The organism is Sagittula sp. NFXS13 (assembly GCF_040148795.1).
Lineage (GTDB): Bacteria > Pseudomonadota > Alphaproteobacteria > Rhodobacterales > Rhodobacteraceae > Sagittula > Sagittula marina.
In genome coordinates this window covers 662286-686043 of the sequence record NZ_JAGEMH010000001.1, presented here as the reverse complement: position 1 = coordinate 686043, position 23758 = coordinate 662286, and the positions used below count along the sequence as shown (strand labels likewise).

Below are 23758 nucleotides of genomic sequence, written 5' to 3'. Positions count from 1 at the left end.
CAGCGTGCGGGATAGCACTATGGCGTTTCGCACGCACATTCTTGGGGCCGCTGCCGGTGGTGGTCTGCCCCAATGGAACTGCGGGTGCCCCAATTGCACCCTTGCCCGCGAAGGCGAAATACCGACCCAGACGCAATCCTCGCTCGCCGTTACAGGCGATGGTGTGCATTGGTCCATATTGAACGCCTCCCCCGACATCCGTCAGCAACTGACCGATGCCAAACCGCTGCACCCCACGGGGCTGCGCGTCCTGCCGCTGTCGTCCGTGCTGATCACCAACGGTGATATCGACCACGTGGCGGGCCTCCTGACGCTGCGCGAGATGCAGCCCTTTACCCTGTTTGCCACGCAAACCATCCACGGCGTGCTGCGGGACAACCCCATATTCGACGCGCTCAATGCCTCGGTCGTGAAACGCACGCCGATCGCGCTGAACCGGCCCTTCGACCTCGCACCCGGCCTTCGGGCGACGCTGTTCGCCGTTCCGGGCAAGGTGCCGCTGTATATGGAGGGCGAGACGGTGGAGACGCAGCTTTTGGGCGAAAACACCGTCGGGGTCGAGCTGACCGCCGCCGGCAAGCGGGTCTACTACATCCCCGGCTGCGCCTGTCTGACCGATGACCTGAAGGCGCGCATCCGCGGCGCGGACCTGCTGTTCTTTGACGGCACGCTTTGGGCGGATGACGAGATGATCACCGAAGGCTTGGGCCAGAAAACCGGCGCGCGTATGGGGCATATGTCCATGAGCGGCCCCGATGGATCGCTCGGCGCCTTTGACGATCTCAACATCGGCCAGCGTGTCTACGTCCATATGAACAACACCAATCCCGTGCTGCGCCCCGGATCTGACCAGCGCGACACGGCAGAGGGTCACGGCTGGATCATCGCTCAGGACGGAATGGAGATAACACCATGAAACCAGCAGCTTCGGCGCAAGAGTTCGAGCATCGCCTGCGCCAGATCGGGGCCGACCGCTACCACGACAAACACCCATTTCACGACCGGCTGCACGGGGGCCACTGCACCCCCGACGAGGTCCGCGCCTGGGTCATCAACCGCTACTACTACCAGCATTCCATCCCGATCAAGGACGCCGCTTTCATGTCGCGCGTCGAAGACCCCGACCTGCGGCGCATATGGCGCTCCCGGATGGAAGATCATGACGGCACAGACACCAACGAAGGTGGCATCAAGCGCTGGCTGCGTCTGGCGCAGGCCGTCGGTCTTGATCCGGCCTATGTCCAGTCGCGCGAGGGTATCATGCCCGCGACCAAATTCGCCGTCGACGCCTACGTGCGCTTTGTCCGCGACAAGACGCTGCTGGAGGCTGTCGCCGCCTCTCTGACCGAACTCTTCGCCCCCGCCATCCACGAAAACCGCATCAAAGGTCTCTTGCAACATTATGATTTTGCGGATGATTCCTCTCTTTCCTATTTTCAGAACCGTCTGAAAGAAGCGCCTAAAGACGTGGCCTTCGGCCTGCAATGGGTGCTTGACCACGCTGACACTGCCGAAAAGCAGGACATGGCCGCCGCTGCGCTGGAATTCAAAACCGACGTGCTTTGGGCGCAGCTTGACGCGCTCTGGAACGGCTATGTGGAGGGGCGCATCCCACCGGGCTGCTGGCAACCGGGCGACGGGCTTTTGTTGGCAAAGGCATCATGATCGACGCAACCGCCATCCCGACCTTGCCGCGTGGCGTGCGCCTGCACTTCGACAAGGTGCGCGACACATGGGTTCTGCTGGCGCCGGAACGCACCGTGACGCTGGACATGATCGGCCACGCCATCCTGTCCGAGGTGGACGGTGTCCGCAGCTTTGACGACATCACCGCGGGTCTGGCTGAAAAATACCAGGCCCCCCGCGACCAGATTGCCAAGGACAGCGCGGCCTTTCTGCGCACGCTGGCAGATCGTCGCTTTCTTGACCTGATGACGGAGGTCGCATGACCACCCCGCCCCCCATCGCCATGCTGGCCGAGCTGACGCACCGCTGCCCGCTGTCCTGCCCGTATTGCTCCAACCCGGCGCAGATGGCCCGCGTCGATGCCGAACTGCAAACAGACGAATGGGCGCGCGTCTTTCAGGAGGCGGCAGATCTGGGCGTACTGCAACTGCACCTCTCCGGCGGCGAACCGGCCTCGCGCCGCGATCTGGTGGAGCTGGTCAGGGCGGCGCGCGACGCGGGCCTTTACACCAACCTCATCACCTCGGGCATCGGCCTGACGGAAAAGCGGCTGCATGCCCTGGACGCCGCCGGGCTGGATCACATCCAGCTCAGCCTGCAGGGCACAACGCCGGAAATGACCGACGAGATCGGCGGCTACAAGGGCGGCTTCGACCGCAAGATGATGGTCGCGGGCTGGATCAAGGAGATCGGCTTTCCCCTCACGCTGAACGCTGTGCTGCACCGCAAGAACCTGCACCAGCTGCCGCGCGCCTTGGAAATCGCACAGGATATGGGGGCACGCCGGATCGAAGTGGCCACCGTGCAATTCCACGGCTGGGCCTTGCAGAACCGTGACGCGCTGATGCCGACCCGCGAACAGGCCATCGAAGCCACCCGCATCGTGACCGAGGCGCGCACCGCGCTGAAGGGCACGCTGGTCATCGACTACGTGCCCGCCGATTACCACTCCGACTACCCAAAGCGCTGCATGGGCGGATGGGGTCAGGTGGGCCTGAACGTCGCGCCCGACGGCGAGGTTCTGCCCTGTCACGCGGCGCAGTCCATCCCGCATCTGACCTTTGACAATGTGCGCGACAAGGCGCTCAAGGACATCTGGTACGCAGGCGCGGCCTTCGACGCCTATCGTGGCACGGACTGGATGCCGGAGCCTTGCGCCTCTTGCGACCGCAAGCTCAAGGACTTTGGCGGCTGCCGCTGTCAGGCCATGGCGCTGCTGGGTGACCCCAACGCGACCGATCCGGTCTGCGTGAAGTCCCCGCATCACATCGACCTGCAAGCGCGCGCCGACGCCCACGCACGCAGCGATGCGCCCCTCGTGTACCGTCCGCAGCCGCCAAAAGTGGCAGAACCTGCACAATAGATATGCACACGGCTCTATGAGGCCGAATATCTCCCAAGTATCTGGGCCATATTAGAGATTTCTTTACCCACGCTCCCCAACCGTACTACCATAAGATGTAGGAGGGGAGACCTATGCCATATCAACACAACCCGATACGACGCGGGGACGACGGGCGGATACGCCACATCGACGTGCCGACATTGATGCAGGCGCCGGACGGTTTCGCACAGTTGCGCATCGCACTTGAAGAGCTTGGCGAAACGTTGCCGGACCGCAATCACAAGGGGGAGCCGCCTTGGCTATTAGCCCCTGAATCCACGAAAGATAGTCTGACGTGGAAGGTCCGGCGCGGCGAAACCCTGATGACGAATTTCGTCACGTGGTTCAAAGGTCTCGGACCGGACGAAAAGCAGACGTTCCGCAACCGATACCCGGAACCACCGGCATGGACGGGGTTTTACGATTCGTTGGCCTGACCGGAAAAAAGGCAGTCCAACATAGATGTCAGACTGCCTTCCCTACAACTCAAACGGTCCTTCAGATCAGAGGATCAGTCGTCCGACCGAGCGTCGGCACGGCTCTTGCCCGACACCTGCATGGCCAGCGTCGCTTCCATGAACGGGTCGAGATCACCATCAAGCACACCGGAGGTGTCCGCCGTTTCGTGGTTGGTGCGCAGGTCTTTGACCATCTGGTAGGGCTGCAAGACGTAAGACCTGATCTGGTTGCCCCAGCCCGCGTCGCCCTTCGCCTCGTGCAGTGCGTTGACCTCGGCGTTGCGACGGTCCAGTTCCATCTGGTAGAGCCGCGATTTCAGCGCCTTCATGGCGATGTCGCGGTTCTGGTGCTGCGATTTCTCGGAGGACGTGACCACGATGCCCGTGGGATGGTGCGTGATCCGCACGGCCGAGTCGGTGGTGTTGACGTGCTGACCACCGGCACCGGACGAGCGATAGGTGTCGATACGAATATCCGCCGGGTTCACTTCGATTTCGATGTTGTCGTCGATCACCGGATAGGCGCCGATCGCGGCAAAGGATGTCTCCCGCGTGCCCTTGCCAAAGGGAGAGATCCGCACCAGCCGGTGCGTACCGCTCTCCGACTTCAGCCAGCCGTAGGCATTCGGGCCCTTGATCTGATAGGTCGCGGATTTGATGCCGGCCTCTGTGCCCGGCGTTTCTTCCTGCAGATCGACCTCGAAACCGCGCTTTTCGGCCCAGCGGACGTACATCCGCGCCAGCATGTTGGCCCAGTCGCAGGCTTCCGTGCCGCCCGCGCCTGACTTGATCTCCAGGAACGCGTCATTGCCGTCGGTTTCGCCGTCCAGCAGCGCTTCGAGCTCCTTCTTGGCAGACACGTCAACCAGCGCCTTCAACGCGGTTTCGGCTTCTGCCACGACCTCTTCGTCCTCTTCCATTTCGCCCAATTCGATCAGCTCAACCTGATCTTCAAGCTCTTGTTTGAGGGCGTTGTAGGTGTCCAGCGCCGACACCAGCGCCTGCCGGTCCTTGGTCAGTTTCTGCGCGTTGGCCGGATTGTCCCACAGGTTGGGGTCCTCCATGCGCGCGTCGAACTCTTCCAGCCGGTGCTGCGCCGTCTCCCAGCCCAGCCGCTGCTTGAGCAGCTCCAGTGATTTCTGGATCTTCTCAACATTGTTCTGGGCTTCGGCGCGCATGATAGTGTCCTGAAACTGGCTGGGGTCTGTGGCCCCGCGTGATACCAAGGGGGAGCCACAGGAGCAAGGTGGCAAGTGATACAACACCGGTTGGCCATGGCGCAGGGCGATCACAACCTGCGTGATCCACTGTCTATGGCGCGGCTCCGGCATGTTCAGCGGCGCTGCGAAGGCACGGGGCCGCTACCGCCGCGGATAGACCCGCAAGGCAAAACGCGCGCCGGATCTCTCCGACGCGCGCTCAAATTGCTTCGAAAAGTGCGTGCTCAGTACAGACCACCCGACGACAGCGTGCCAAAGCCCGCCTTGGGCCCCACGACCGCCTTGCGCCCGGTGGAGGTGGTGACCTCCCGCGCGACAGAGTCGCTGTCCGGGTTGATCAGGTCGAAGCTGCCGGACACCGCAAAGCCCCCGTCCAGCTGAACGCCCCAGATGCCGTTCATCAGGTCATCCTCGCGGAAGCATTCCGACACCACGTTCGCGCCCGATGCCCCTGCCCCAAGGCGCGCACCGCTGAAGCGGTCGATGTTGACGAAGTTACAGGTTTCCGGCGTCTTGAATTCGCCGCCACCGTATTTCTTGACCGCTTCGCGCATGAATTGCGTGAATACCGGACCACAGAACCCGCCGCCTGACGCGCCACGCCCCAGCGAGCGCGGGTTGTCAAAGCCGATGTAACAGCCCGCCACGATGTTGGAGGTAAAGCCCACAAACCACACGTCCTTTGCGTCGTTGGTGGTCCCGGTCTTGCCCGCCGTGGGGACGGACAGCTTCACGGTTCTGGAGGCCGTGCCACGCTCCACCACGCCGCGCATCATGGATGTCAGCTGATAAGCCGTGATCGGGTCCATGACACGCTCCCGCTCGTTGACGATGCGCGGGCTGCGCCCTTCGGGCAGGTTGGGATCGAAGCAATCGACACAGACCCGCTTGTTGCCCTGCGCCGCATCGTGGCTGTAGACCGTGTTGCCATAGCGGTCCTGCACGCGGTCGACCAGCGTCGGCTCCACCCGCTCTCCGCCATTGGCGAACATGGCGTAGGCTGCGACCATGCGGAACAGCGTGGTCTCATCCGCCCCCAGCGCGTTGGCCAGAACGCGTCCCATATTGTCATAGACCCCGAATTTCTCGGCGTAGTTGGCGACCACATCCATACCGACCTCCTGGGCCAGACGGATGGTCATCAGGTTCCGCGAGCGTTCGATGCCCGTGCGCAATGGCGTCGGCCCGTAGAACTGGTTCGACGCGTTTTTGGGACGCCAGACACCCTGGGGGGTGTTGATCTCGATCGGGGCGTCCACGACGATGGTCGCCGGGGTATAACCGCTGTCCAGCGCCGAGGCATAGACAAACGGTTTGAAGCTCGACCCCGGCTGACGTTTCGCCTGTGTCGCGCGGTTGAAGACCGAGTTCTGATAGCTGAACCCCCCCTGCATGGCGATCACACGCCCGGTGTTCACGTCCATCGCCATGAACCCGCCCTGCACCTGCGGCACCTGCCTCAGCGTCCAGCGCAAGAAGTCGCCGGACCCGTCTTCGGTCATCTGGCGCACATGGATCACGTCGCCGGGCTCGAAGTTGTCGAACAGGCTGCCGGAGAACCAGCTGGTGTCCGACCGCGGGATCTCCATCCCACGGGGATCGTCCAGCGGAACGCCCTCGATCCCGATCAGCAGCGACTGGTCCCGCACTTCCCGCACCACGGCCACGCGCCAGATGTCGTCCAGGGTCACATCGCGGGCCGCACGAACGTCGGACAAAGCAGCGCGCCAGGCGGCCTCGTCATCGAGGGTTGCGGCGTCGATGCTTTTGCCCGTGCCCCGCCAACGGCCAAGGCTACGGTCGTAGCGCTCCAGCGCGCCTTGCAGCGCATGGGCCGCTTCGTTCTGCATCTCCGGGTCAAGCGTCGCCCGCACGGAATACCCGCCGGAAAAGAACTGCTCCTCGCCAAAGTCGCGGCTCAGCTGACGGCGAATCTCGTCGGTGAAGTAATCGCGCGGCGGCAGACCACGGGAATAGGGCTCGAAGTCGCCGTTCTGCACCGACCGCAGCGGCTGCGCGACTTCGTGTGCATAGGTCGCCTGATCGATATAGCCGTTGTCCAGCATCTCGGAGAGCACATAATCGCGGCGCTGGGTCAGACGCTCCTTGCGGCGCACCGGATGATAATCCGACGGCGCCTTCGGCATGGAGGCCAGCATCGCCGCCTCATGCGGTTCCAGCTCGCCAAGGGATTTGTTGAAATAGGTCTGCGCCGCTGCGGTCACGCCAAAGCTGTTCTGTCCTAGGAAAATCTCGTTCAGGTACAGCTCCAGGATCTTGTCCTTGTCCAGCGCCTCTTCGACGCGGGAGGCCAGAATGATCTCCTTGATCTTGCGCTCTGCCCGACGGTCGCCCGACAGCAGGAAGTTCTTCATCACCTGCTGCGTGATGGTCGAGGCGCCACGCACGTCGCGACCACCAGATTCGACCGCTTGAACCGCCGCTGCCGCGATCCCACGCACGTCATAGCCCTGGTGGGTGTAGAAATTCTTGTCCTCGGCAGAGATGAACGCGTTTTTCACCATGTCCGGGATCTCATTCGCCGGGGTGAACAGACGCCGTTCCTGAGCGAATTCGTCGATCACGCGGCCTTCGCCGTTGTAGATTCGGCTGATGGTCGGTGGCGTATATTGCGCAAGGTGTTCGTGGCTCGGCAAATCGCGGCCATACATCCAGAACACAGCACCAATGGTCAGCGCGATCATCATCGCACCCATGGTCACTACGGCAAAGATGCCGCCAAAGAAGGAGAAGATGAACCGCGTCACGCACAGCCCTCATTTTAGGGAAGTTCAAGCCTTGTTCCGCCTCGCTTAGCGGTTTTCGAGGCATGGGTCAAAACACAACCGCGCCAGAGCGGCACGGCTTTGCCGATCTGCTATCCGGACGCGCGACGGACACGGTCCGTAGCGTTCGCCTACTGCCGACGCAGCCGCGCCAGCGCCTTGTCCTCGATGATCCAAGCGGCCAGACCGTCGCGAATGCCAGCGGCCATGCCCCCGCGCCATGCAGGGTCCTGCAGACTGCGCAGATCCTCCTGTGATGACAGAAACCCCAGCTCGATCAGCACCGAGGGAATGTCCGCCGATTTCAGCACGGAAAACGCCGCCTGCCGCTCCGGGTCCTTGTGCACGTAGCCCAATTCGCTTCGGATTTCGTCCACCAGATGGGTCGACAGCGCCTGACTGCGCGGCGTGTTGTCCAGCCGCGCCATATCCAGCAGAATCGACGCCACTTTGTCGTCCGACCCGCTCAGATCCACGCCCGCCAGCAGGTCGTCGCGATCATGCCGCTCCGCCAGGGCCGCCGAGGCGGCATCAGACGCGTCTTCGGCCAGCGTGTAGACCGACGCGCCATGCGCCACGCCGCTGTCCAGCGCATCGGCATGCAGCGAGATGAAAATATCCGCGCCAGCCTCATGCGCCAGCGCCACGCGCCTTTCCAGAGAGACAAAGCTGTCCTCATTGCGCGTCAGCACCACATCGTAGTTGCCAGAGCGTAGCAGCACATCGCGCAATTCACGCGCGAAGGTCAGCATCAGGTCGGCCTCGTTGACCCCTGCCCGCTGTGCGCCGGGATCGACGCCGCCATGGCCGGGGTCCAGCACCACCACGATCGGCGCGCCGGCGGCACGCGGTGCGGGCGCCCGCGCCTTTGCCTCGGGCCGTTTCCAATCCGGATCGCTGGGCACACCGGCCCGCGCGCGAAAGCTCACATCGTCGGTGTCTTCCAAGCGCAGCAGCAGCTCCGCGCTGCCGCCCTCCGTGGCCACCGACAGGCTCGCCTCGGAGACCTGCAGCGGCCCTGTCAGTTCCGCCACCAGCCGCGACCAGCCGGGGCGAAAGCTGCCCATCTGCACCTGGCGCACGCGTTTGCTGGCGTTCAGCTCCCGATCTGTCACCCCGGACCAGTCGACTTCGCGGAAATCCACCACCAGCCGATACGGGTCCGCCACGGTGAACACCCGCCACGGCACGCCCTGCGACAGCGTCAGCCGCAGCTCACTGCCGCCACCAAACCGGCGGTCCTTGAACCCGCCGTCCTCGTAGCGCGCAAGGCCCGATGCCTCCTGCGCCAGGCCCGGCACAGCCCAGACCAGCACGAAAAGAAACGCGAATATTCTGCTCATCACCCGATGTATCCCCGGTCAGAGGTTGTTTTGCGGTATGCTATCAGGTCGCGCCTGCCCCGCCCAGAGGGGCCTCACCCCTGTGCAAGCCCCCGCCGTTTCATAAAGGCGTGCAGCCGCGCAAGCCCTTCTTCGATGTCATCGGTTCCGCGCGCATAGGAAAAACGCAGCGTGCCTCCCCCGCGCACCGGGTCGAAATCCAAGCCCGGCGTCACCGCGACGCCCGCCTCTTCGAGGATCTCGCGCGCAAAGCTGACACTGTCCTGCGTGATGTGGCTGACATCGGCGTAGAAATAGAACGCCCCGTCCGGCGGCGCGATGCGATCAAACCCCGCTGTGCGCAGGCCTTCCCACATCAGGTCACGGTTGCGGCTGTAAACGGCGAGGTTGGCCTCCGTCTCTTCTCTGGCGTCGATCGCGGCGAGCGCGGCCAGCTGGCTCACATGCGGTGCGCAGATGAACATGTTCTGCGCCAGCCGCTCCACCTGCCGCACCAACTCATCCGGCACCACCAGCCAGCCCACGCGCCAGCCCGTCATGGAGAAATACTTCGAAAACGAATTGATCACCACGACATCGTCGCTGATTTCCAGCGCGGTCACGGCGGGCTTGTCGTATTCGATCCCGTGGTAGATCTCATCCGACAGGAACGCCGCACCGCGCGCACTGGCGGCATCATGCAGGGCGCTCAGGGCAGGCTTGTCCAGCATCGTGCCGGTGGGATTGCCCGGCGAGGCGATCAGCAGCCCCTCGTAATCGACCCCCTCCAGATCCCCCGGCACCGGCTGGTAGCGGTTTTCCAGCGTGGTCTCGACCTCGACCGGCTGAAGGTCCATGGCCTTCAGGATCTGGCGATAGGACGGATAGCCCGGACGCCCCAGGGCCACCCTGTCACCGGCGTCGAACAGCGCCGAAAACGCCAGGACGAAGCCCCCCGACGACCCGGACGTCACCACCACGCGGGCCGGATCAAGGTCGACGTTGTACCATTCGCCATAAAGCTGCGCGATGCGCGCCCGCAATGCCGGGATGCCCAGGGCGACCGTATAGCCCATGGGGTCATGGCTCAGCGCCTCGGCCAGTGCCGTGCGCGCGGGCTCCGGTGCGGCGCTGCCCGGCTGGCCCACTTCCATGTGAATCACCCGATGTCCGGCGGCCTCGCGGGCCCGCGCAGCTTCCATGACATCCATCACGATAAAGGGATCGACGTTCCCGCGTCTTGAACTTCTCATGTCTGTCTCTCTACTCTGGGCGCAACCTGTCTGCCCCGACGCTTATGAGCGAGACCCCAGTGCCGTCAATGACCCTCTCCCGCCTGCTCGCCGCGATCCTCGCCCTCAGCCTGTTGGCCGCAGCCCCTCTGCGCGCCGCCACATTCCTGCGCGATGCAGATATGGAATACGCGTTGAAACAACTGGCAGCCCCGGTTCTGACCGCCGCCGGGCTGACGCCAAGCCAGGTGCAGATCGTCGTGTTGGACGACAGTTCGCTGAACGCCTTTGTCACCGATGCGCGTCACATCTTTTTGCACTCCGGCCTGATCATGAAACTCGACAGCGCCGCCTCCCTGCAATCGGTGATCGCCCATGAGGCCGCGCATATCGCCAACGGCCACATCGCGCGCCGTCTGGCCAACATGCGCTCCGCCCGCAACGCCGCCGGTCTGGGACTTGCGCTGGCGGCTGTGGCCGGGGCCTCCGGTGCCGATCCGAATGTCGCCCTCGGTATTGCGCTGGGATCGCAAAGCGCCAGCCAGCGCCGCTTTTTCAGCCACACCCGCGCCGAGGAAAGCTCGGCAGACATCGCCTCCGTCCGCTACATGGTACGCGCCGGGATCGACCCCCAGGGAGCCGTGGACACGATCAAGCATTTCACCGGGCAGTTGAACCTGAACGAAAGCCGCCTTGACCCCTACGCCGTCACCCACCCGCTGTCCCGCGACCGCCTCCGCGCGCTGGAGGCGCTTGTTGCCAGCGCGCCAAAGGCCGCGCCCAATGCCGCCGCCGAATACTGGTTCGCCCGCGCCAAGGGCAAGCTGACCGCCTTCAAACGCGCGCCCGGCTGGACCCTGCGCCGCGCCGGGTCCGATCCATACAAGGACGTGGCCCTGATGCGGCAGGCCGTGGCCTACCACAGGCAATCCGATCTGCGGCGCGCGCTGAAATCCATCGACGCCGCCATCGCCATGCGCCCCAAGGACCCCTACCTGCTGGAGCTCAAGGGGCAGATCCTGCTGGAAACGCGTCAGTTCAAGGCCGCTGAACAAGTCTACAGCGCCGCGGCCAACCGTGCCCCGCGTGAACCGCTGATCCTCGGCGGTCTGGGCCGGGCGCGTCTGGCCACCGGCAACGCCAAGGGCGCATTGCAGGCGCTCGAAGGCGCGCGGGGCCGTGACTTTTCCGACCCCCGCCTGCTGCGCGACCTCGCCGTCGCCTATGCCAAGCTCGGCAACACCGGCATGGCCTCGCTGGCCACCGCCGAACGCTACGCCCTGATCGGCCGCCTGACGGACGCGGAACTGCATGCCGGGCGCGCCGCCGATCAACTGCCGCGCGGTTCAGCCCCGTGGCAGCGGGCCCAAGATGTGTTAAGTGCTGCCAAACAGGCAAAACGTCGCTAGAGACTACACCAATACCGCAACCACGGAGACACCATGTCCAAGACACTTCTCAAAGCCGGCGTCACCGCCGCCTGCCTTCTGGGCGCCACCACGGCCTCTGCGCAGGACGCCTTTGACATTGACAACATGACGGACACGCAGCGTGCGGCCTTTGGTGAGGCGGTCCGCGACTACCTGCTGGAAAACCCGCAGACCATCATGGACGCCGTGTCCAAGCTCGAGGAAATGGAAGCGCAGCAACAGATCGTCGCAGATCAGTCGCTGGTGGAAACCCACCGCGAGGCGCTTCTCGACGACGGCTATTCCTGGGTCGGCGGCAACCCCGACGGCGATTTCACCATCGTGGAATTCATGGACTACCGCTGCGGATACTGCCGCAAGGCCGCGCCCGAAGTCACCGAGCTGGTGGAAAACGACGGCAACATCCGCCTGATCGTCAAGGAATTCCCGATCCTGGGCGAAGCGTCCCTGGAATCGTCGAAATTCGCCATCGCGACGCAGATCGTCGCCGGGGATGAGGCCTATGGTCAGGTCCACGACGCGCTGATCGCGCTCGAAGGCAACCCCAGCGAAAGCGCGCTGACCCGTCTGGCAGACACCTTCGGCCTCGACGGCGAGGCGATCCTTGCGGAGATGAACAGCGACGAAGTCAAGCGCCGCATCTCTGAAACCCGCGCGCTGGCGCAGGCCATGCAGATCAGCGGCACGCCGTCCTTCGTCTTTGGCGATGAAATGGTGCGTGGCTATGCACCGCTGCCCGCGATGGAACAGATCGTGGCGCAGGCGCGCGCCTCCGAGTGATACGGTATCTCCTTCCGGCGCTGCTGCTGATCGCGGCGCCGGGGTTCGCCCAGTTCGAACCCACGGCAGAGGAACGTCTGCGCGCGCTGACGGCGCCGCCGGCGACCGACCTCTACGGGGCGGAAAAAAGCGCGGATCGCAGCCGCATTGCCGCTGACGCGCCGACCTTGTTCGCCCCTCTGACCGAGGGCGCGCGTCCTGCCGAGATTGTCCTGTTTGTTGGCCCTGATTGCGAAGATTGCGACCGTGCACGCCGCGAGCTGACCGATCTGGCCAATGACCTCGACGTGCCGTGGCGATCGTTCTCCCTCGAAAACGCGGAGCATCGCGCCATGTTCGAGCGTCTGCAATTCGATGCGCTGCCCGCCTACGTGCTGCCGGACAGGCTTATCCAGGGACATATGCCCGACCTTGTGCTCCGGACCTACCTGAGCCGGTGATCCATGCGGTGCGGCCCGAGTTTCGACGCCTCGCTCGGTAGCGTACCAACCGCCTGCGTGACCGCCGCAAAATGCAGGGTCACGCAGGTGCCCTGCCCCGGTTCAGACGTGATGTCCAGCCGACCACCGGACTGTTCCACGATGCCGCGCACCATGGACAGGCCCAAGCCCGTCGCCTTGTTGCGCGTGCTGTAGAACGGATCGCACACGAGGCTCAGGCGGTCCGCCGCAATCCCCTCGCCGGTGTCCTGAACCGACAGGCTCACGGTCGGTATGTCCAGCGCCGTGGTTTCCATCGCCTCCAACCGGATATCGCCACCGCGAGGCATGGCGTCCCGGGCGTTCAGGAACAGCTCCAGAAGCACCGACTGCACCTTCCCCGTGTCCACCCGTATCTTTGGCAGACCTTTGGGCACCGGCGCGCAGATCATCCGGTGTTGTGGCCCGAGCACGTTGGAAATCAACGGCGTGACCCCGTCAAAGATCTCGGCCACATCGACGGTGCGCGTCTCCAGCCGCGCCTTGCGCGAAAACGCCAGCAACTGCTTGATCATCTCCGCGCCGCGTTTGGCGGACCGTTCCGCCTCCGCGATGTATTCCGCGCGATCCCCCGGCTTCGTCGTCAATCGCGCCAGTTCAAGATTGCCCAGAACCACCGTCAGCAGGTTGTTGAAATCATGCGCCATGCCACCGGCCAGCTTGCCCACCGCGTCGCGCTTGGCCCGCGCCACCTCCAGCCCCTGGGCCTGCCGCGTCTCTTTCCGCGCCCGCCAGACCGAGAAGTTGGCCATGACAAAATAGACCAGCACCAAGGCAAACACCCCAAAGCCCATCATGGTCTCGATCAACCCGCCGCCTTGCAGGTAGTAGATGATCGGCACCAGCATGACCGTCACCGCGATGGAGATGCTGTCACACACCCACAGCAGCGCAGATTCGGCGCGCACCCAGCTGACCGACAGCATAGCGGTCACGATAATCGCCAGCGCAAACAGGTCCAGCACGCGATCATCGAGATACCAAAGCCAGACGGCCATCAACGTGTAGCTCAGCGTATCGACCAGAATCCAGATCACCAGACCGATCAGGCGCCACCCGGTCAGCCGATCCGGCAAGCGCGCCGCGACCCACATGAAGGGCAGATAGATCGCCATGCGCCCCACGAACCAGATAAGCGTTTCGCCCATCCCGAAGACAAGGAACAGCGTCAGGCACGCAATGAAAAGGCTGAACCCGCGAAAGATCAACTCGCGGCGGCGCAAGATATGTTGGGCACGGATCACGTGCGTGTCCAACACAAACATAGTGTCCAGCCCGGGTAATCCTCTCATACCGCTCCTGCGCTGCTCATGCCCCCCCGCGTTCGGGGTCTCCCAATCCCTGTGTGTTACTCGGCCGCTTCGGTCGACACGGCCCCGGCCTCTATGGCTTCGGCGCGCTTTTCGACTTCTTCGACAATGTGATCGACCATCTGTTCGTTGTTCATCTTGTGGCTCGCCTTGCCCGCCAGATAGACCATGCCGGACCCTGCACCGCCGCCGGTAAAACCCACATCAGTCATCAACGCCTCACCCGGCCCGTTCACCACGCAGCCGATGATGCTCAGGGACATGGGCGTTTTTATGTGTTCCAGCCGCTTTTCCAGTGTCTCCACCGTTTTGATCACGTCGAACCCCTGACGCGCGCAGCTGGGACAGGAGATGATGTTCACACCGCGATGGCGCAGGCCAAGCGACTTGAGGATCTCGAACCCGATCTTCACCTCTTCGACCGGATCGGCGGACAGCGACACGCGTATCGTATCGCCAATCCCCATCCACAGCAGGTTGCCAAGGCCGATCGCGCTCTTGACGGTGCCGGACACAAGTCCCCCCGCCTCGGTGATGCCAAGGTGGATCGGGGCATCCGTGGCTTCCGCCAACTGCTGATACGCGGCTGCGGCCATGAACACGTCCGAGGCCTTCACCGAGATCTTGAACTCGTGAAAATCGTTGTCCTGCAAGATCCGGATGTGGTCCAGACCGCTCTCGACCATGGCGTCGGGACAGGGTTCACCGTATTTTTCCAGCAGATGCCGTTCCAGACTGCCCGCGTTCACGCCGATGCGAATCGAACAGCTGTGATCGCGTGCGGCCTGAATGACCTCCCGCACCCGATCCGGGGAGCCGATGTTGCCGGGGTTGATCCGCAGACAGGCCGCGCCGGCTTCCGCCGCTTCGATGCCGCGTTTGTAGTGAAAGTGGATATCCGCCACGATGGGCACCGGGCTTTCGCGCACGATCTCCTTCAGCGCCTTCGACGACGCCTCGTCCGGGACAGACACGCGGACAATATCGGCCCCCGCATCGGCGGCGGCCTGAATTTGCGCGATGGTGCCTTTGATATCCGTGGTCGCCGTGTTCGTCATCGTCTGGACGGAAATCGGCGCATCCCCTCCGACCGGCACGTTGCCGACCATGATTTGACGGGACGTGCGGCGGTAAATGTTACGCCACGGGCGAACATGATTGAGGCTCATGCCGAGTCTCCTGTTATGGTTGTCCTGTCAGGATATAGGATGGCCGAGGACAGAGCGAAAGTGCAACGCCCCGCCACCCCGGCCAATCAGCGACCCGGGCCGGTGTCTTGAAGCCGCAGCTCCGCAACAACCCGCGCGAGGGTCTGGTTCTGTGTCAGATCCGCCACCTGCAACTTCTGCGTGATGGCGTCGGCGGACAGGGCAAGGTTGCGACCGAATTGGCCGGATTGCCCATAGGGGCCAAAGGTCTGACCGTTCACCGCAAAGAAAACACCGCCCGCATTGCCGGAAAAGATCGTCGGCGGCTGGTCGGTCTGAGGCACTTGGTAGGTCTGGCCCGCCTGCAACGTCTGGGCAAAGATCTTTTTGCCGGAGGTCGTCGTCACCTCAACCCATGTTTCCGATGTTGCCACCACGGTGATCCCCGGAGGCGCGTCAGCCGTGACACGCGGGGAAACCGGCGTAACATCCGGCGTCTGGGGCTGCCGCGCCACCGGCGCTGTCAGCTGACGCTCTGGCACAGCGGAGGCCACCTGCACCGTGGGTTCCGCCGAATCGCCAAGCAGATCCATCGCCACCAGCGTGGTCATCAGATCCTCGTCACGCGATGTATCCGCCGGGCCATATTGCTCCGTCAGATCGGCCGCGGCGAGCGAGACATTCTCGGTCACCGCCCCACGCGATCCCGCAGGCCCATAAACCGTGCCATCGACGCTGAAATACACAGATCCGGATTCACCGACCTGAATGCGCGGCGCATTCGAATCGCGCGGCACGGAATAGCTTTCGCCCGCGTTCATCACGCGGGACAGCAAAACGGTCCCGCTCTCGTCAGACACCTGAACCCAAGCCGGACGCACAGCGATCACGGAGACGCCATTGCCTGCAAGCATCTGTCCGCTTTGCACAGCGGTCTGGCCCTGAGCACGGTCGATCATGCCTTCCGCCAAAGCAGCCGCTGCCAGCGCGCTGTCCTGAACGGACGGCAACGCCGCACCGCGCCCGGAAAACAGCCCACCGCTGTCGGGATCAAGCGTCGAAATCGGTTCATCCCGCGCCACCAGCACCGGCACATCCAGCGCCTGTGGGCGATACAGGCGGTCAAAGGCCTCGGTGGTCGGCGGCGTGAACACGCCCGCGACATCTTTCGTGACCTTTTCGGAAGGCGTGCGGTCCGCGCGCGCCGCGTCGAGAGGGTCAAGCTCGCTCAGCACAACAGGCGTCTGATCCACGGGTGTCACCTGCACGCGCTGCACTTCCTGCAGCACGGCCCAAGCGCCGTAGCCAATGCCGGAAATCAGCGCCAGCAGGACCAGGGACGACCCAATGGCACGCGGCTCGATGTGCGAAAAGATACTGTCGGAGGCCGGGGCAAAGGGCAGGTTCGGCTCTGCCAGGTGGTTGCGCACACGCGGCTTGAGCACATCGTCGGCAGTGGGTTTGCGCACCACGGACGCCTCGGAGGACATGCCGTGCGCGACAGCGAAACCGCTTTCCTTGCAGAACCCCGAAAATGCTTCGTCCGGGTCCATCCCCAGATAACGCGCATAAGAGCGCACGTAACCAGCTATAAACCCGGGTGTGTCAAAAGCGTTGGGATCACAGTTCTCGATCGCGGCGATGTAGCTCGCCTTGATGCGCAACTCCCGCTGCACATCGAGTAGCGATTTCCCCATGGTGGCGCGTTCGCCACGCATGACGTCGCCTAATTGCAGAGCGAAACCGTCAAAGCCCTGATGTTCAGGGGCGCTGTCGGTTAGGTTCTGGGTTTTACGCCCGATCATGCGCGACTGCCCCAACTTACTATCAATATGTGCCTGCCCATCCGGGCTCTCACGATTCGTGCAGCCCGGTTATTGATAAAACGTTACCACAAAGAAAGCACTTTGACAGGCACGCAGGGGGTCAGCCCGCCATTTCGGCACGATTCAGCGCGCAATGGCTCCAAAGTTCATCCATCGCGCGGATCAGGTGATCCATCTCTTTGGGGCCATGAACCGGGGACGGGGTAAAGCGCAGACGCTCCGTGCCGCGCGGGACAGTCGGGTAGTTGATGGGCTGCACGTAGATGCCGTAGCCCTCCAGCAGCATGTCGCTCAACTTCTTGGTATGCACCGGGTCGCCGACGATGACCGGCACAATGTGCGAGCCGTGGTCGATCAACGGCATGCCCAAGGATTTCAGACGTGTTTTCATGATCTTGGCCTGAGCCTGATGCTGCTCGCGCAGACCCGGATCACGCTTCAGATGGGCGACAGACGCCGCCGCACCCGCAGCCACCGCAGGCGGCAGCGACGTGGTGAAAATGAACCCCGGCGCGTAGGAGCGCACGGCATCACACATCTTTTCAGAGGCCGCGATATACCCACCCATCACACCATAGGCCTTCGCCAGTGTGCCGTTGATGATGTCGATGCGGTGCATCAGGCGGTCACGCTCCGCGACGCCGGCACCGCGCGGCCCATACATGCCCACGGCGTGCACTTCGTCGATATAAGTCAGCGCATTAAATTCGTCTGCCAAATCACAGATTTGCTCGATCGGGCCGAAATCGCCGTCCATCGAGTAAATTGATTCGAATGCGATCAGCTTCGGCGCGGCAGGATCGTCTGCCTCCAGCTTGGCACGCAGATCGTCCAGATCGTTGTGCTTGAAGATCCGCTTCGCCCCGCCGTTGCGACGCACACCTTCGATCATGGAGGCATGGTTCAGCGCGTCGGAATAGATGATCAGACCGGGAAACAGCTTGGGCAGCGTCGACAGCGTGGCGTCATTGGCGATGTAGGCAGAGGTGAACAGCAGCGATGCTTCCTTGCCATGCAGGTCGGCCAGCTCCGCCTCCAGCTGCTTGTGATAGACCGTCGTGCCAGAGATGTTGCGCGTCCCGCCAGAGCCTGCACCCGTTGCGTCGATCGCGTCGTGCATCGCGGACAGGACAACCGGATGCTGTCCCATGCCCAGGTAATCGTTGCCGCACCACACGGTGACAGGCGTCTCTGATCCGTCGGACTTGCGCCACGTGGCGTGCGGAAACTGGCCCTTCTTACGTTCGATATCGATGAAGGTGCGATAGCGACCTTCTTGGTGAAGCTGGTTCAGGGCATCGTCGAGTTTCGCGGTGTAGTCCACCGGGCTCCTCCTTCTCATCATGGGCGCGTCATTCGGCGGCGACCCTTTGGCGGAGCATATCCGCATTCAAGTTCGTGAATAACTAATGCCCGAAAAAGCATCTGTCTACCGTCTAAGTCCGGACGTTCCGTCGCATCCTTGACCCAGATCAAGCGGCACAAAGAAATATCCGGTCGTCATCTTTCCTGTCGAACACCTGTTTAGCGGATCGGAAACCATCGGCCTACCCCTGGGGATACCGACCTTTGGCCATACCATTTCCCCTGCGCCGGCCGGCCCCTCAAGGCGGGCGTTTACCCGGGCAAAAACGGGACACCGCGGCAAACAGACTGCCGTCGCGGGCTGATGTATCTCCGCAGGCCCGTCGGTGCCACTGCAATCTAATTGGATTTACACACATATTGTCGCATGTCGACGCACAGCCCCCTGCACACCGGCCTTGGCTGGACATGGCCGCGCGCCGTGATAGCTTCGCCGCAAAGCATGACAGGAGCATACATGACTCTCGACGCCACTCTCGCCCGCATCGATTCCGACCTGCCGCAGGCGCTGGACCGCCTGATGGCACTGCTGCGCATCCCCTCGATTTCCACCGACCCGGCCTACAAGGCCGATTGCGACACCGCCGCCGACTGGCTGGTCTCCGACTTGGCCTCCATCGGCATCGCGGCAGAAAAACGCCCCACCCCCGGTCACCCCATGGTTGTGGGTCACGTGGACGGCGACGGCCCGCACGTGCTGTTCTACGGACATTACGATGTCCAACCGGTGGACCCGCTCAACCTGTGGGACCGCGACCCCTTTGATCCCGCCATCGAGGAGACCCCCAAGGGGCGCGTCATCCGCGCACGCGGCGCATCCGACGACAAGGGCCAGCTCATGACCTTCGTCGAGGCCTGCCGCGCCTGGAAAGAGGTCAACGGCAGCCTGCCCTGCAAGATCACCTTCTTCTTCGAAGGCGAAGAAGAAAGCGGCTCCCCCTCGTTGATCCCCTTCCTCAATGAAAACGCCAAGGAGCTGAAGGCCGACATCGCGCTGATCTGCGACACCGGGCTGTTCGAATCCAAAACCCCGTCCATCATGACGCAGCTGCGCGGCCTGTGTGGCGAGGAAATCACCCTGACCGGCGCGACCAAGGACCTGCATTCCGGCATGTTCGGCGGCGCGGGCCAGAACCCGATCCGCGTTTTGGCGAAAATCCTCGGCAACCTGCATGACGACAATGGCCGCATCCAGGTGCCCGACTTTTACGAAGGCGTCCCGGAGCTTGACCCGGAGATCAAGGCGCAATGGGACGGCCTGAACTTCGACCACGCGTCGTTCCTTGGCGACGTGGGTCTGTCGAAACCCGCAGGCGAACAGGATCGCACCGCGCTGGAAATGCTCTGGTCCCGCCCCACCGCCGAGATCAACGGCATCATCGGCGGCTACACTGGCGACGGGTTCAAGACGGTGCTGCCCGCGCAAGCCCGGGCCAAGGTCTCCTTCCGGCTCGTCGGTCAACAAGACCCCCACGCCATCCGCGACAACTTCCGCGCGTGGGTGCAGGCGCAGCTGCCCGAGGATGTGACAGCCGAATTCCACGCCCACGGAGCTTCCCCCGCCAGCCAGATGGCCACCGATCACCCGGCGTTTGAACAATCGCGCGCCGTGCTGGGCGCAGAATGGGGCAAGGAGGCCGCCTTTACCGGCTGTGGCGGCTCGATCCCGGTGGCGGGCTACTTCAAGTCGATCCTCGGCATGGACACGATGCTCGTCGGCTGGGCCAAAGACGACGATCAGATCCACTCTCCCAACGAAAAATACGACGTCGAAAGCTTCCACAAAGGCATCCGCAGCTGGGCGCGAATCCTCGACGCCATAAGCTAAGCGGCAATGATGTCCGCCAGGTTAACGCCTGAGTGGCCCTCGGAGTGAAGGAAACAAAACACGTCAGGGCCGGAGCTGCACTTTCCACGCAATTCCGGCCCGCGTTCTTAAATTTTTCGCAACCAAGCCGACATGTTCGGGGCGATGGCCACAATCCGGCGTTATTTTGCCCGAATCCGGGGGTAGCAAAGCAGACATGAGCACAGCATTCCGCAAACTGTCCCAAGTTGACTTCCGCAAACGGGTCGCCCGCGTCGATTCACGCTTTGCGCGGATGGGACCCGCAGCCTACGCCAAGGATCGGACCCCTGCCCGGCCGCTCAGCATGGCGCTGATGGGTTTCGGCTGGATCTATCTGGTCGCCTCGATTTCCAACCGCCGCGATCACATCACCGCCTCGCTCAGCCAGGGCAACCTGCCCGACCACTACCACCAGTGGATCTTCTCCGGCCTCGCGGTGATGCTGGCCGCCTCCATGGTGCTGCTCTTGCTCCATGTGGTGCGCTACTTTGCCAAATCCGACGGGAAAAAGAAGAACTCCGGCGGCATTCTTCTGGGCGCGCTGCTCGCCGTTGCGCTATTTCATACGCCCGCAGGCCTGTGGCAGGGCGGGCTGGGCATGCTGGACCAGCACAGCCAGCGGATCATACTGGCCGCCGGCACCACGCTCACGGATAGCCCCGTGATGGCAATAAATAATATGCCGCTCAGCGACTGACCCGGCGTCTGTCACCGGACCTGTTTCCGTTTTCGGCCTGCTTCGGCAGCGTCTGGAAGCCGTCCGTGGGGCCGAAGCGAACCCGCCGTTCCAGCCCAAACCCAACTGACAGGGGCAGGCTCGTCAGACCGCAGTCGCCGACCTGACACGATACACCCGTCGTCCAGAGATAAAGCGCAGCGTGTCCATCTTCCGCATTGCGGTGGACCCGACGCCAACGACCAATCGCACGTCTTAGCTTCAAAACACTCCGGACGGGTCTGGGGAAGCCGATCCTCAGCTTCCCAAATCCGACGCCCTATTCCGACGCATCCACCAATATGGCGCGGAAATCATTGACGTTTGTGCCCGTCGGCCCCGGCGCGAACAGATCGCCAAGCACCTCGAACGCCGAGTACGGGTCTTGCCCGCGCATGAACTCGCGCGGATCATGTCCCGCCGCGCGCAGTCGGGACAGGCTCTGGCCATCGGCAAAGGCACCGGCGTTGTCCTCCGTCCCGTCGATGCCATCTGTGTCGGCTGCCAAAGCTGTGATCGGCGCCCCCTCGATGCCTTCCGCCAGACCCAACAGGAACGCGGTGTTCCGCCCGCCGCGCCCCGGCGCCTCACCCAAAGTCACCGTGGTTTCGCCCCCTGAGAGGATCACAACGGGCGCCTTGAACGGACGGTCGCGCCGTGCCACTTCGCGCGCGATGGCGGCATGGACCGCGCCCACATCCGCCGCCTCGCCCTCGATCGCGTCCGACAGGATCACAGCAGGGATGCCAAGGCTTTCCGCCTTCGCCGCCGCCGCCTCCAAAGACAAGCGGGCAGAGGCAATCACCCGCACCACATTGCCGTCAAAACAGCTGTCGGTGGGCTGCGGTGCCTCTGCCGGGCCGCTTTCGATATGCGCCATCACCCGCGCCGGCAGCGTGATGCCACGGGTGCGGATCATCGCCAGCGCATCGTCGCGGCGCACCAGATCCGGCACCGTCGGCCCGGAGGCCACCTGCGCCGGGTCATCGCCCGGCACATCCGAGACCACCAGCGACACAACCTGCGCCGGGGCACAGGCCGCCGCCAGCCGGCCGCCCTTGACGCGGCTCACGTGTTTTCGGATCGCGTTCATCACGCCGATGGGAGCACCAGAGGCCAGCAGCGCCCGGTTCAGCGCCTGCTCGTCTTCCAGCGTCAGCCCGTCAGGCGGCGCGGGCAACAGCGCCGACCCGCCACCACAGACCAGGGCCACCACCAGATCCTCCGCTGTCAGCCCTTCCACCGCGTGCAACACAGCCTCTGTCGCCGCGCATCCGGCGGCGTCCGGCACCGGGTGCGCGGCCTCCATCACGGGCAGATGCTTGCACGGCGCGGCATAGCCATAGCGCGTCACCACCACCCCTTCCACAGGGTCGCCCCACAGCTCCTCAAAGGCCGCAGCCAGTTGCGCCGCCCCTTTGCCCACGGCAATCACCACGGTCCGCCCTTTCGGTTTCGGTGGCATCACGTCCCGCAGGGCAACACGCGGGTCCGCCGCCGCGACGGCCGCGTCAAACAGCTCGACCAAAAAGGCTCTTTTATCCATGACTTGCTTCCTCATGTGATGGTCGCGCGCGTCAGCTGTCCGCCAGGCCCCGCGTCACATCATACCCATACCATTCAAGGATCTCACGCGCCGCGCGCAACCGTTCCCCGGGCCGCCCCGATCTGTCCAGAATGGCAAACCATCCGCCTTCGGGATCGCCAAGCGCCATCGTCCGATTGTCCGCATCCAGCCAGTGCACCCAGATCTGGCCCTCACCGCTGGCGAAACGCCCCTGCCCGCGCGCCTGCATCGGCATCATGCGGGCCCCGATGTGCAGCGCGGAGTTTCCCACATGAACCGCTGTGCCTTGGGGGGCCAAAGAGCTTTGCACCACCACCCAATCGCCCATCACCCGCGCCGCGGTGACATCCGCCTGGCTGGCCACTGGCGTCGTGGGGTTGCGCACAGGCACCCGGTTGATCACCGCGTCCGGCGGCTTGGCACAGCCGATCAAGGCGACCAGACCAACCACCCAAATTGCCCTCACGCCAGCGCTTCCCGCACCGCAGGGATCATGGCGCGGCCAATCGCCATCTGACCGGCCGCATCCATATGCACCCCGTCCAGCGGCGACACCTGCGCGTGTGCGCCCGCATCGAAAAACCCGCAGCCCTGTCGTGTGGCCATCTCGCGCAGCAACTCCGTCAGCCCTTGCTGGCGCACCTCCGCCCCGACAAAGACCGCCTCCAAGGTGCCGCACTCCCGCACCGGCACCGGCGCCACCACCAGGATGCGATCCACGACGTCTTCGGCCCGCGCCATCAGCACCAGCCGTTCCACCGACCGCGCGATTTCCCACGCGGTCACGGAAAACCGCGACTTCAGGTCATTGGTCCCCAGCATCACAATCAGCAGGTCCACCGGACGATGCGAATGCAAAATCGCCGGCAACACCAACGCGCCGTTGCGACACCCGCCTTCCACCGGATCATCATGCACCGTGGTCCGCGCGGGCAGCCCTTCGGCGATCACCTCATGATCCGCGCCCAGACCCTCGGCCAGCACATCAACCCAGCGCTGCCCCTTGGGATGGCGGTCATGGCTTCCGGGCCGTTCCAGCGGCGCGGTGCCGTGGGTGTTGCTGTCGCCGTAACACAAGATCACCGCCATGCCGGTCTTCTCCTCAAATGCCTGAAATTTACCCAAACGAAGCCCGCGTGCAGGGTCAACCGGAAAGGCCCATACAACTGGACTTTCAAGACACTTGGCAAGCCCGCGCCCA

General features: G+C 63.7%; 21 protein-coding genes. 10 read left to right on the top strand and 11 right to left on the bottom strand.

The window, feature by feature from the left end; translation table 11 throughout:
• Window positions 1-19: 19 nt before the first annotated feature.
• From pqqB to J4E08_RS03245, 5 genes are all read left to right on the top strand, one after another.
• The gene (gene pqqB, locus J4E08_RS03265; protein WP_349537267.1) at window positions 20-916 is read left to right on the top strand and encodes a pyrroloquinoline quinone biosynthesis protein PqqB; all 897 of its coding nucleotides are present in this window, start codon (window positions 20-22) and stop codon (window positions 914-916) included.
• Complete coding sequence (gene pqqC / locus J4E08_RS03260) at window positions 913-1665, top strand: pyrroloquinoline-quinone synthase PqqC (protein ID WP_349537266.1); 753 nt, start codon at window positions 913-915, stop codon at window positions 1663-1665. The genes pqqB and pqqC overlap by 4 nt, the downstream gene beginning before the upstream one ends.
• Window positions 1662-1949 (top strand): pyrroloquinoline quinone biosynthesis peptide chaperone PqqD, encoded by a 288-nt coding sequence (gene pqqD / locus J4E08_RS03255; protein WP_183964548.1) that lies wholly within the window; start codon window positions 1662-1664, stop codon window positions 1947-1949. The genes pqqC and pqqD overlap by 4 nt, the downstream gene beginning before the upstream one ends.
• A complete protein-coding gene (gene pqqE, locus J4E08_RS03250) occupies window positions 1946-3049 on the top strand; it encodes a pyrroloquinoline quinone biosynthesis protein PqqE (RefSeq protein ID WP_349537265.1) in 1104 nt (367 codons plus the stop codon). The genes pqqD and pqqE overlap by 4 nt, the downstream gene beginning before the upstream one ends.
• 113 nt (window positions 3050-3162) lie before the next feature.
• Window positions 3163-3507 (top strand): hypothetical protein, encoded by a 345-nt coding sequence (locus J4E08_RS03245; protein WP_349537264.1) that lies wholly within the window; start codon window positions 3163-3165, stop codon window positions 3505-3507.
• 74 nt (window positions 3508-3581) lie between these two features.
• On the opposite strand, the gene prfB is transcribed toward J4E08_RS03245, so the two are convergent.
• The 4 genes from prfB to J4E08_RS03225 form a co-directional block, all read right to left on the bottom strand.
• Window positions 3582-4706 (bottom strand): peptide chain release factor 2, encoded by a 1125-nt coding sequence (prfB, locus tag J4E08_RS03240; RefSeq protein ID WP_183964542.1) that lies wholly within the window; start codon window positions 4704-4706, stop codon window positions 3582-3584.
• Between the two features lie 266 nt (window positions 4707-4972).
• Window positions 4973-7516, bottom strand: coding sequence for a penicillin-binding protein 1A (locus tag J4E08_RS03235; RefSeq protein ID WP_349537263.1), 2544 nt, complete (start codon window positions 7514-7516; stop codon window positions 4973-4975).
• Between the two features lie 149 nt (window positions 7517-7665).
• Window positions 7666-8877 (bottom strand): N-acetylmuramoyl-L-alanine amidase, encoded by a 1212-nt coding sequence (locus J4E08_RS03230; protein WP_349537262.1) that lies wholly within the window; start codon window positions 8875-8877, stop codon window positions 7666-7668.
• 74 nt (window positions 8878-8951) lie between these two features.
• Window positions 8952-10109, bottom strand: coding sequence for a pyridoxal phosphate-dependent aminotransferase (locus J4E08_RS03225; protein WP_349537261.1), 1158 nt, complete (start codon window positions 10107-10109; stop codon window positions 8952-8954).
• Between the two features lie 68 nt (window positions 10110-10177).
• Between J4E08_RS03225 and J4E08_RS03220 the strand changes: the two genes are divergently transcribed.
• The 3 genes from J4E08_RS03220 to J4E08_RS03210 are packed head-to-tail and all read left to right on the top strand — an operon-like array spanning window position 10178 to window position 12738.
• Window positions 10178-11497 carry a M48 family metalloprotease gene (locus J4E08_RS03220; protein ID WP_349537260.1) on the top strand — a complete coding sequence of 440 codons (1320 nt, stop codon included), beginning with the start codon at window positions 10178-10180 and terminating at the stop codon, window positions 11495-11497.
• Between the two features lie 33 nt (window positions 11498-11530).
• Window positions 11531-12298: a DsbA family protein gene (locus J4E08_RS03215; RefSeq protein WP_349537259.1), complete on the top strand. Its 768-nt coding sequence runs from the start codon at window positions 11531-11533 to the stop codon at window positions 12296-12298.
• Complete coding sequence (locus J4E08_RS03210) at window positions 12295-12738, top strand: thioredoxin domain-containing protein (protein ID WP_349537258.1); 444 nt, start codon at window positions 12295-12297, stop codon at window positions 12736-12738. The genes J4E08_RS03215 and J4E08_RS03210 overlap by 4 nt, the downstream gene beginning before the upstream one ends.
• On the opposite strand, the gene J4E08_RS03205 is transcribed toward J4E08_RS03210, so the two are convergent.
• The 4 genes from J4E08_RS03205 to hemA form a co-directional block, all read right to left on the bottom strand.
• Entirely contained in the window at window positions 12723-14069 is a 1347-nt protein-coding gene (locus J4E08_RS03205) for a sensor histidine kinase (protein WP_349537257.1), read from the bottom strand. The genes J4E08_RS03210 and J4E08_RS03205 overlap by 16 nt on opposite strands.
• Window positions 14070-14125: 56 nt before the next feature.
• Window positions 14126-15256, bottom strand: coding sequence for a flavodoxin-dependent (E)-4-hydroxy-3-methylbut-2-enyl-diphosphate synthase (gene ispG / locus J4E08_RS03200; RefSeq protein ID WP_183964526.1), 1131 nt, complete (start codon window positions 15254-15256; stop codon window positions 14126-14128).
• An 86-nt stretch (window positions 15257-15342) separates the two neighbouring features.
• Window positions 15343-17040: a helix-turn-helix domain-containing protein gene (locus tag J4E08_RS03195; protein ID WP_349537256.1), complete on the bottom strand. Its 1698-nt coding sequence runs from the start codon at window positions 17038-17040 to the stop codon at window positions 15343-15345.
• A gap of 121 nt (window positions 17041-17161) precedes the next feature.
• Entirely contained in the window at window positions 17162-18385 is a 1224-nt protein-coding gene (hemA, locus tag J4E08_RS03190; RefSeq protein ID WP_349537255.1) for a 5-aminolevulinate synthase, read from the bottom strand.
• A gap of 498 nt (window positions 18386-18883) precedes the next feature.
• Between hemA and J4E08_RS03185 the strand changes: the two genes are divergently transcribed.
• Complete coding sequence (locus tag J4E08_RS03185; RefSeq protein WP_349537254.1) at window positions 18884-20254, top strand: M20/M25/M40 family metallo-hydrolase; 1371 nt, start codon at window positions 18884-18886, stop codon at window positions 20252-20254.
• A gap of 196 nt (window positions 20255-20450) precedes the next feature.
• Window positions 20451-20972, top strand: coding sequence for a hypothetical protein (locus J4E08_RS03180; RefSeq protein ID WP_349537253.1), 522 nt, complete (start codon window positions 20451-20453; stop codon window positions 20970-20972).
• A gap of 298 nt (window positions 20973-21270) precedes the next feature.
• Here J4E08_RS03180 and J4E08_RS03175 read toward each other — a convergent pair whose 3' ends face one another.
• The 3 genes from J4E08_RS03175 to J4E08_RS03165 are packed head-to-tail and all read right to left on the bottom strand — an operon-like array spanning window position 21271 to window position 23646.
• Window positions 21271-22536, bottom strand: coding sequence for a glycerate kinase type-2 family protein (locus J4E08_RS03175; protein WP_349537252.1), 1266 nt, complete (start codon window positions 22534-22536; stop codon window positions 21271-21273).
• Between the two features lie 31 nt (window positions 22537-22567).
• Window positions 22568-23023 (bottom strand): lipocalin, encoded by a 456-nt coding sequence (locus J4E08_RS03170; protein WP_349537251.1) that lies wholly within the window; start codon window positions 23021-23023, stop codon window positions 22568-22570.
• Window positions 23020-23646 carry an SGNH/GDSL hydrolase family protein gene (locus tag J4E08_RS03165; RefSeq protein ID WP_349537250.1) on the bottom strand — a complete coding sequence of 209 codons (627 nt, stop codon included), beginning with the start codon at window positions 23644-23646 and terminating at the stop codon, window positions 23020-23022. The genes J4E08_RS03170 and J4E08_RS03165 overlap by 4 nt, the downstream gene beginning before the upstream one ends.
• Window positions 23647-23758: the final 112 nt, after the last annotated feature.

What these genes read in the sequence shown, in the direction of transcription:
- ispG (WP_183964526.1), bottom strand. Translation starts at nt 15,256, where the DNA reads ATGAGCCTCAATCATGTTCGCCCGTGGCGTAACATTTACCGCCGCACG.
- J4E08_RS03185 (WP_349537254.1), top strand. Translation starts at nt 18,884, where the DNA reads ATGACTCTCGACGCCACTCTCGCCCGCATCGATTCCGACCTGCCGCAG.
- J4E08_RS03205 (WP_349537257.1), bottom strand. Translation starts at nt 14,069, where the DNA reads ATGAGAGGATTACCCGGGCTGGACACTATGTTTGTGTTGGACACGCAC.
- J4E08_RS03225 (WP_349537261.1), bottom strand. Translation starts at nt 10,109, where the DNA reads ATGAGAAGTTCAAGACGCGGGAACGTCGATCCCTTTATCGTGATGGAT.
- pqqC (WP_349537266.1), top strand. Translation starts at nt 913, where the DNA reads ATGAAACCAGCAGCTTCGGCGCAAGAGTTCGAGCATCGCCTGCGCCAG.
- J4E08_RS03175 (WP_349537252.1), bottom strand. Translation starts at nt 22,536, where the DNA reads ATGGATAAAAGAGCCTTTTTGGTCGAGCTGTTTGACGCGGCCGTCGCG.
- J4E08_RS03245 (WP_349537264.1), top strand. Translation starts at nt 3,163, where the DNA reads ATGCCATATCAACACAACCCGATACGACGCGGGGACGACGGGCGGATA.
- pqqE (WP_349537265.1), top strand. Translation starts at nt 1,946, where the DNA reads ATGACCACCCCGCCCCCCATCGCCATGCTGGCCGAGCTGACGCACCGC.
- J4E08_RS03220 (WP_349537260.1), top strand. Translation starts at nt 10,178, where the DNA reads ATGACCCTCTCCCGCCTGCTCGCCGCGATCCTCGCCCTCAGCCTGTTG.
- J4E08_RS03165 (WP_349537250.1), bottom strand. Translation starts at nt 23,646, where the DNA reads ATGGCGGTGATCTTGTGTTACGGCGACAGCAACACCCACGGCACCGCG.
- pqqD (WP_183964548.1), top strand. Translation starts at nt 1,662, where the DNA reads ATGATCGACGCAACCGCCATCCCGACCTTGCCGCGTGGCGTGCGCCTG.
- J4E08_RS03180 (WP_349537253.1), top strand. Translation starts at nt 20,451, where the DNA reads ATGAGCACAGCATTCCGCAAACTGTCCCAAGTTGACTTCCGCAAACGG.
- J4E08_RS03215 (WP_349537259.1), top strand. Translation starts at nt 11,531, where the DNA reads ATGTCCAAGACACTTCTCAAAGCCGGCGTCACCGCCGCCTGCCTTCTG.
- J4E08_RS03195 (WP_349537256.1), bottom strand. Translation starts at nt 17,040, where the DNA reads ATGATCGGGCGTAAAACCCAGAACCTAACCGACAGCGCCCCTGAACAT.
- J4E08_RS03230 (WP_349537262.1), bottom strand. Translation starts at nt 8,877, where the DNA reads ATGAGCAGAATATTCGCGTTTCTTTTCGTGCTGGTCTGGGCTGTGCCG.
- prfB (WP_183964542.1), bottom strand. Translation starts at nt 4,706, where the DNA reads ATGCGCGCCGAAGCCCAGAACAATGTTGAGAAGATCCAGAAATCACTG.
- pqqB (WP_349537267.1), top strand. Translation starts at nt 20, where the DNA reads ATGGCGTTTCGCACGCACATTCTTGGGGCCGCTGCCGGTGGTGGTCTG.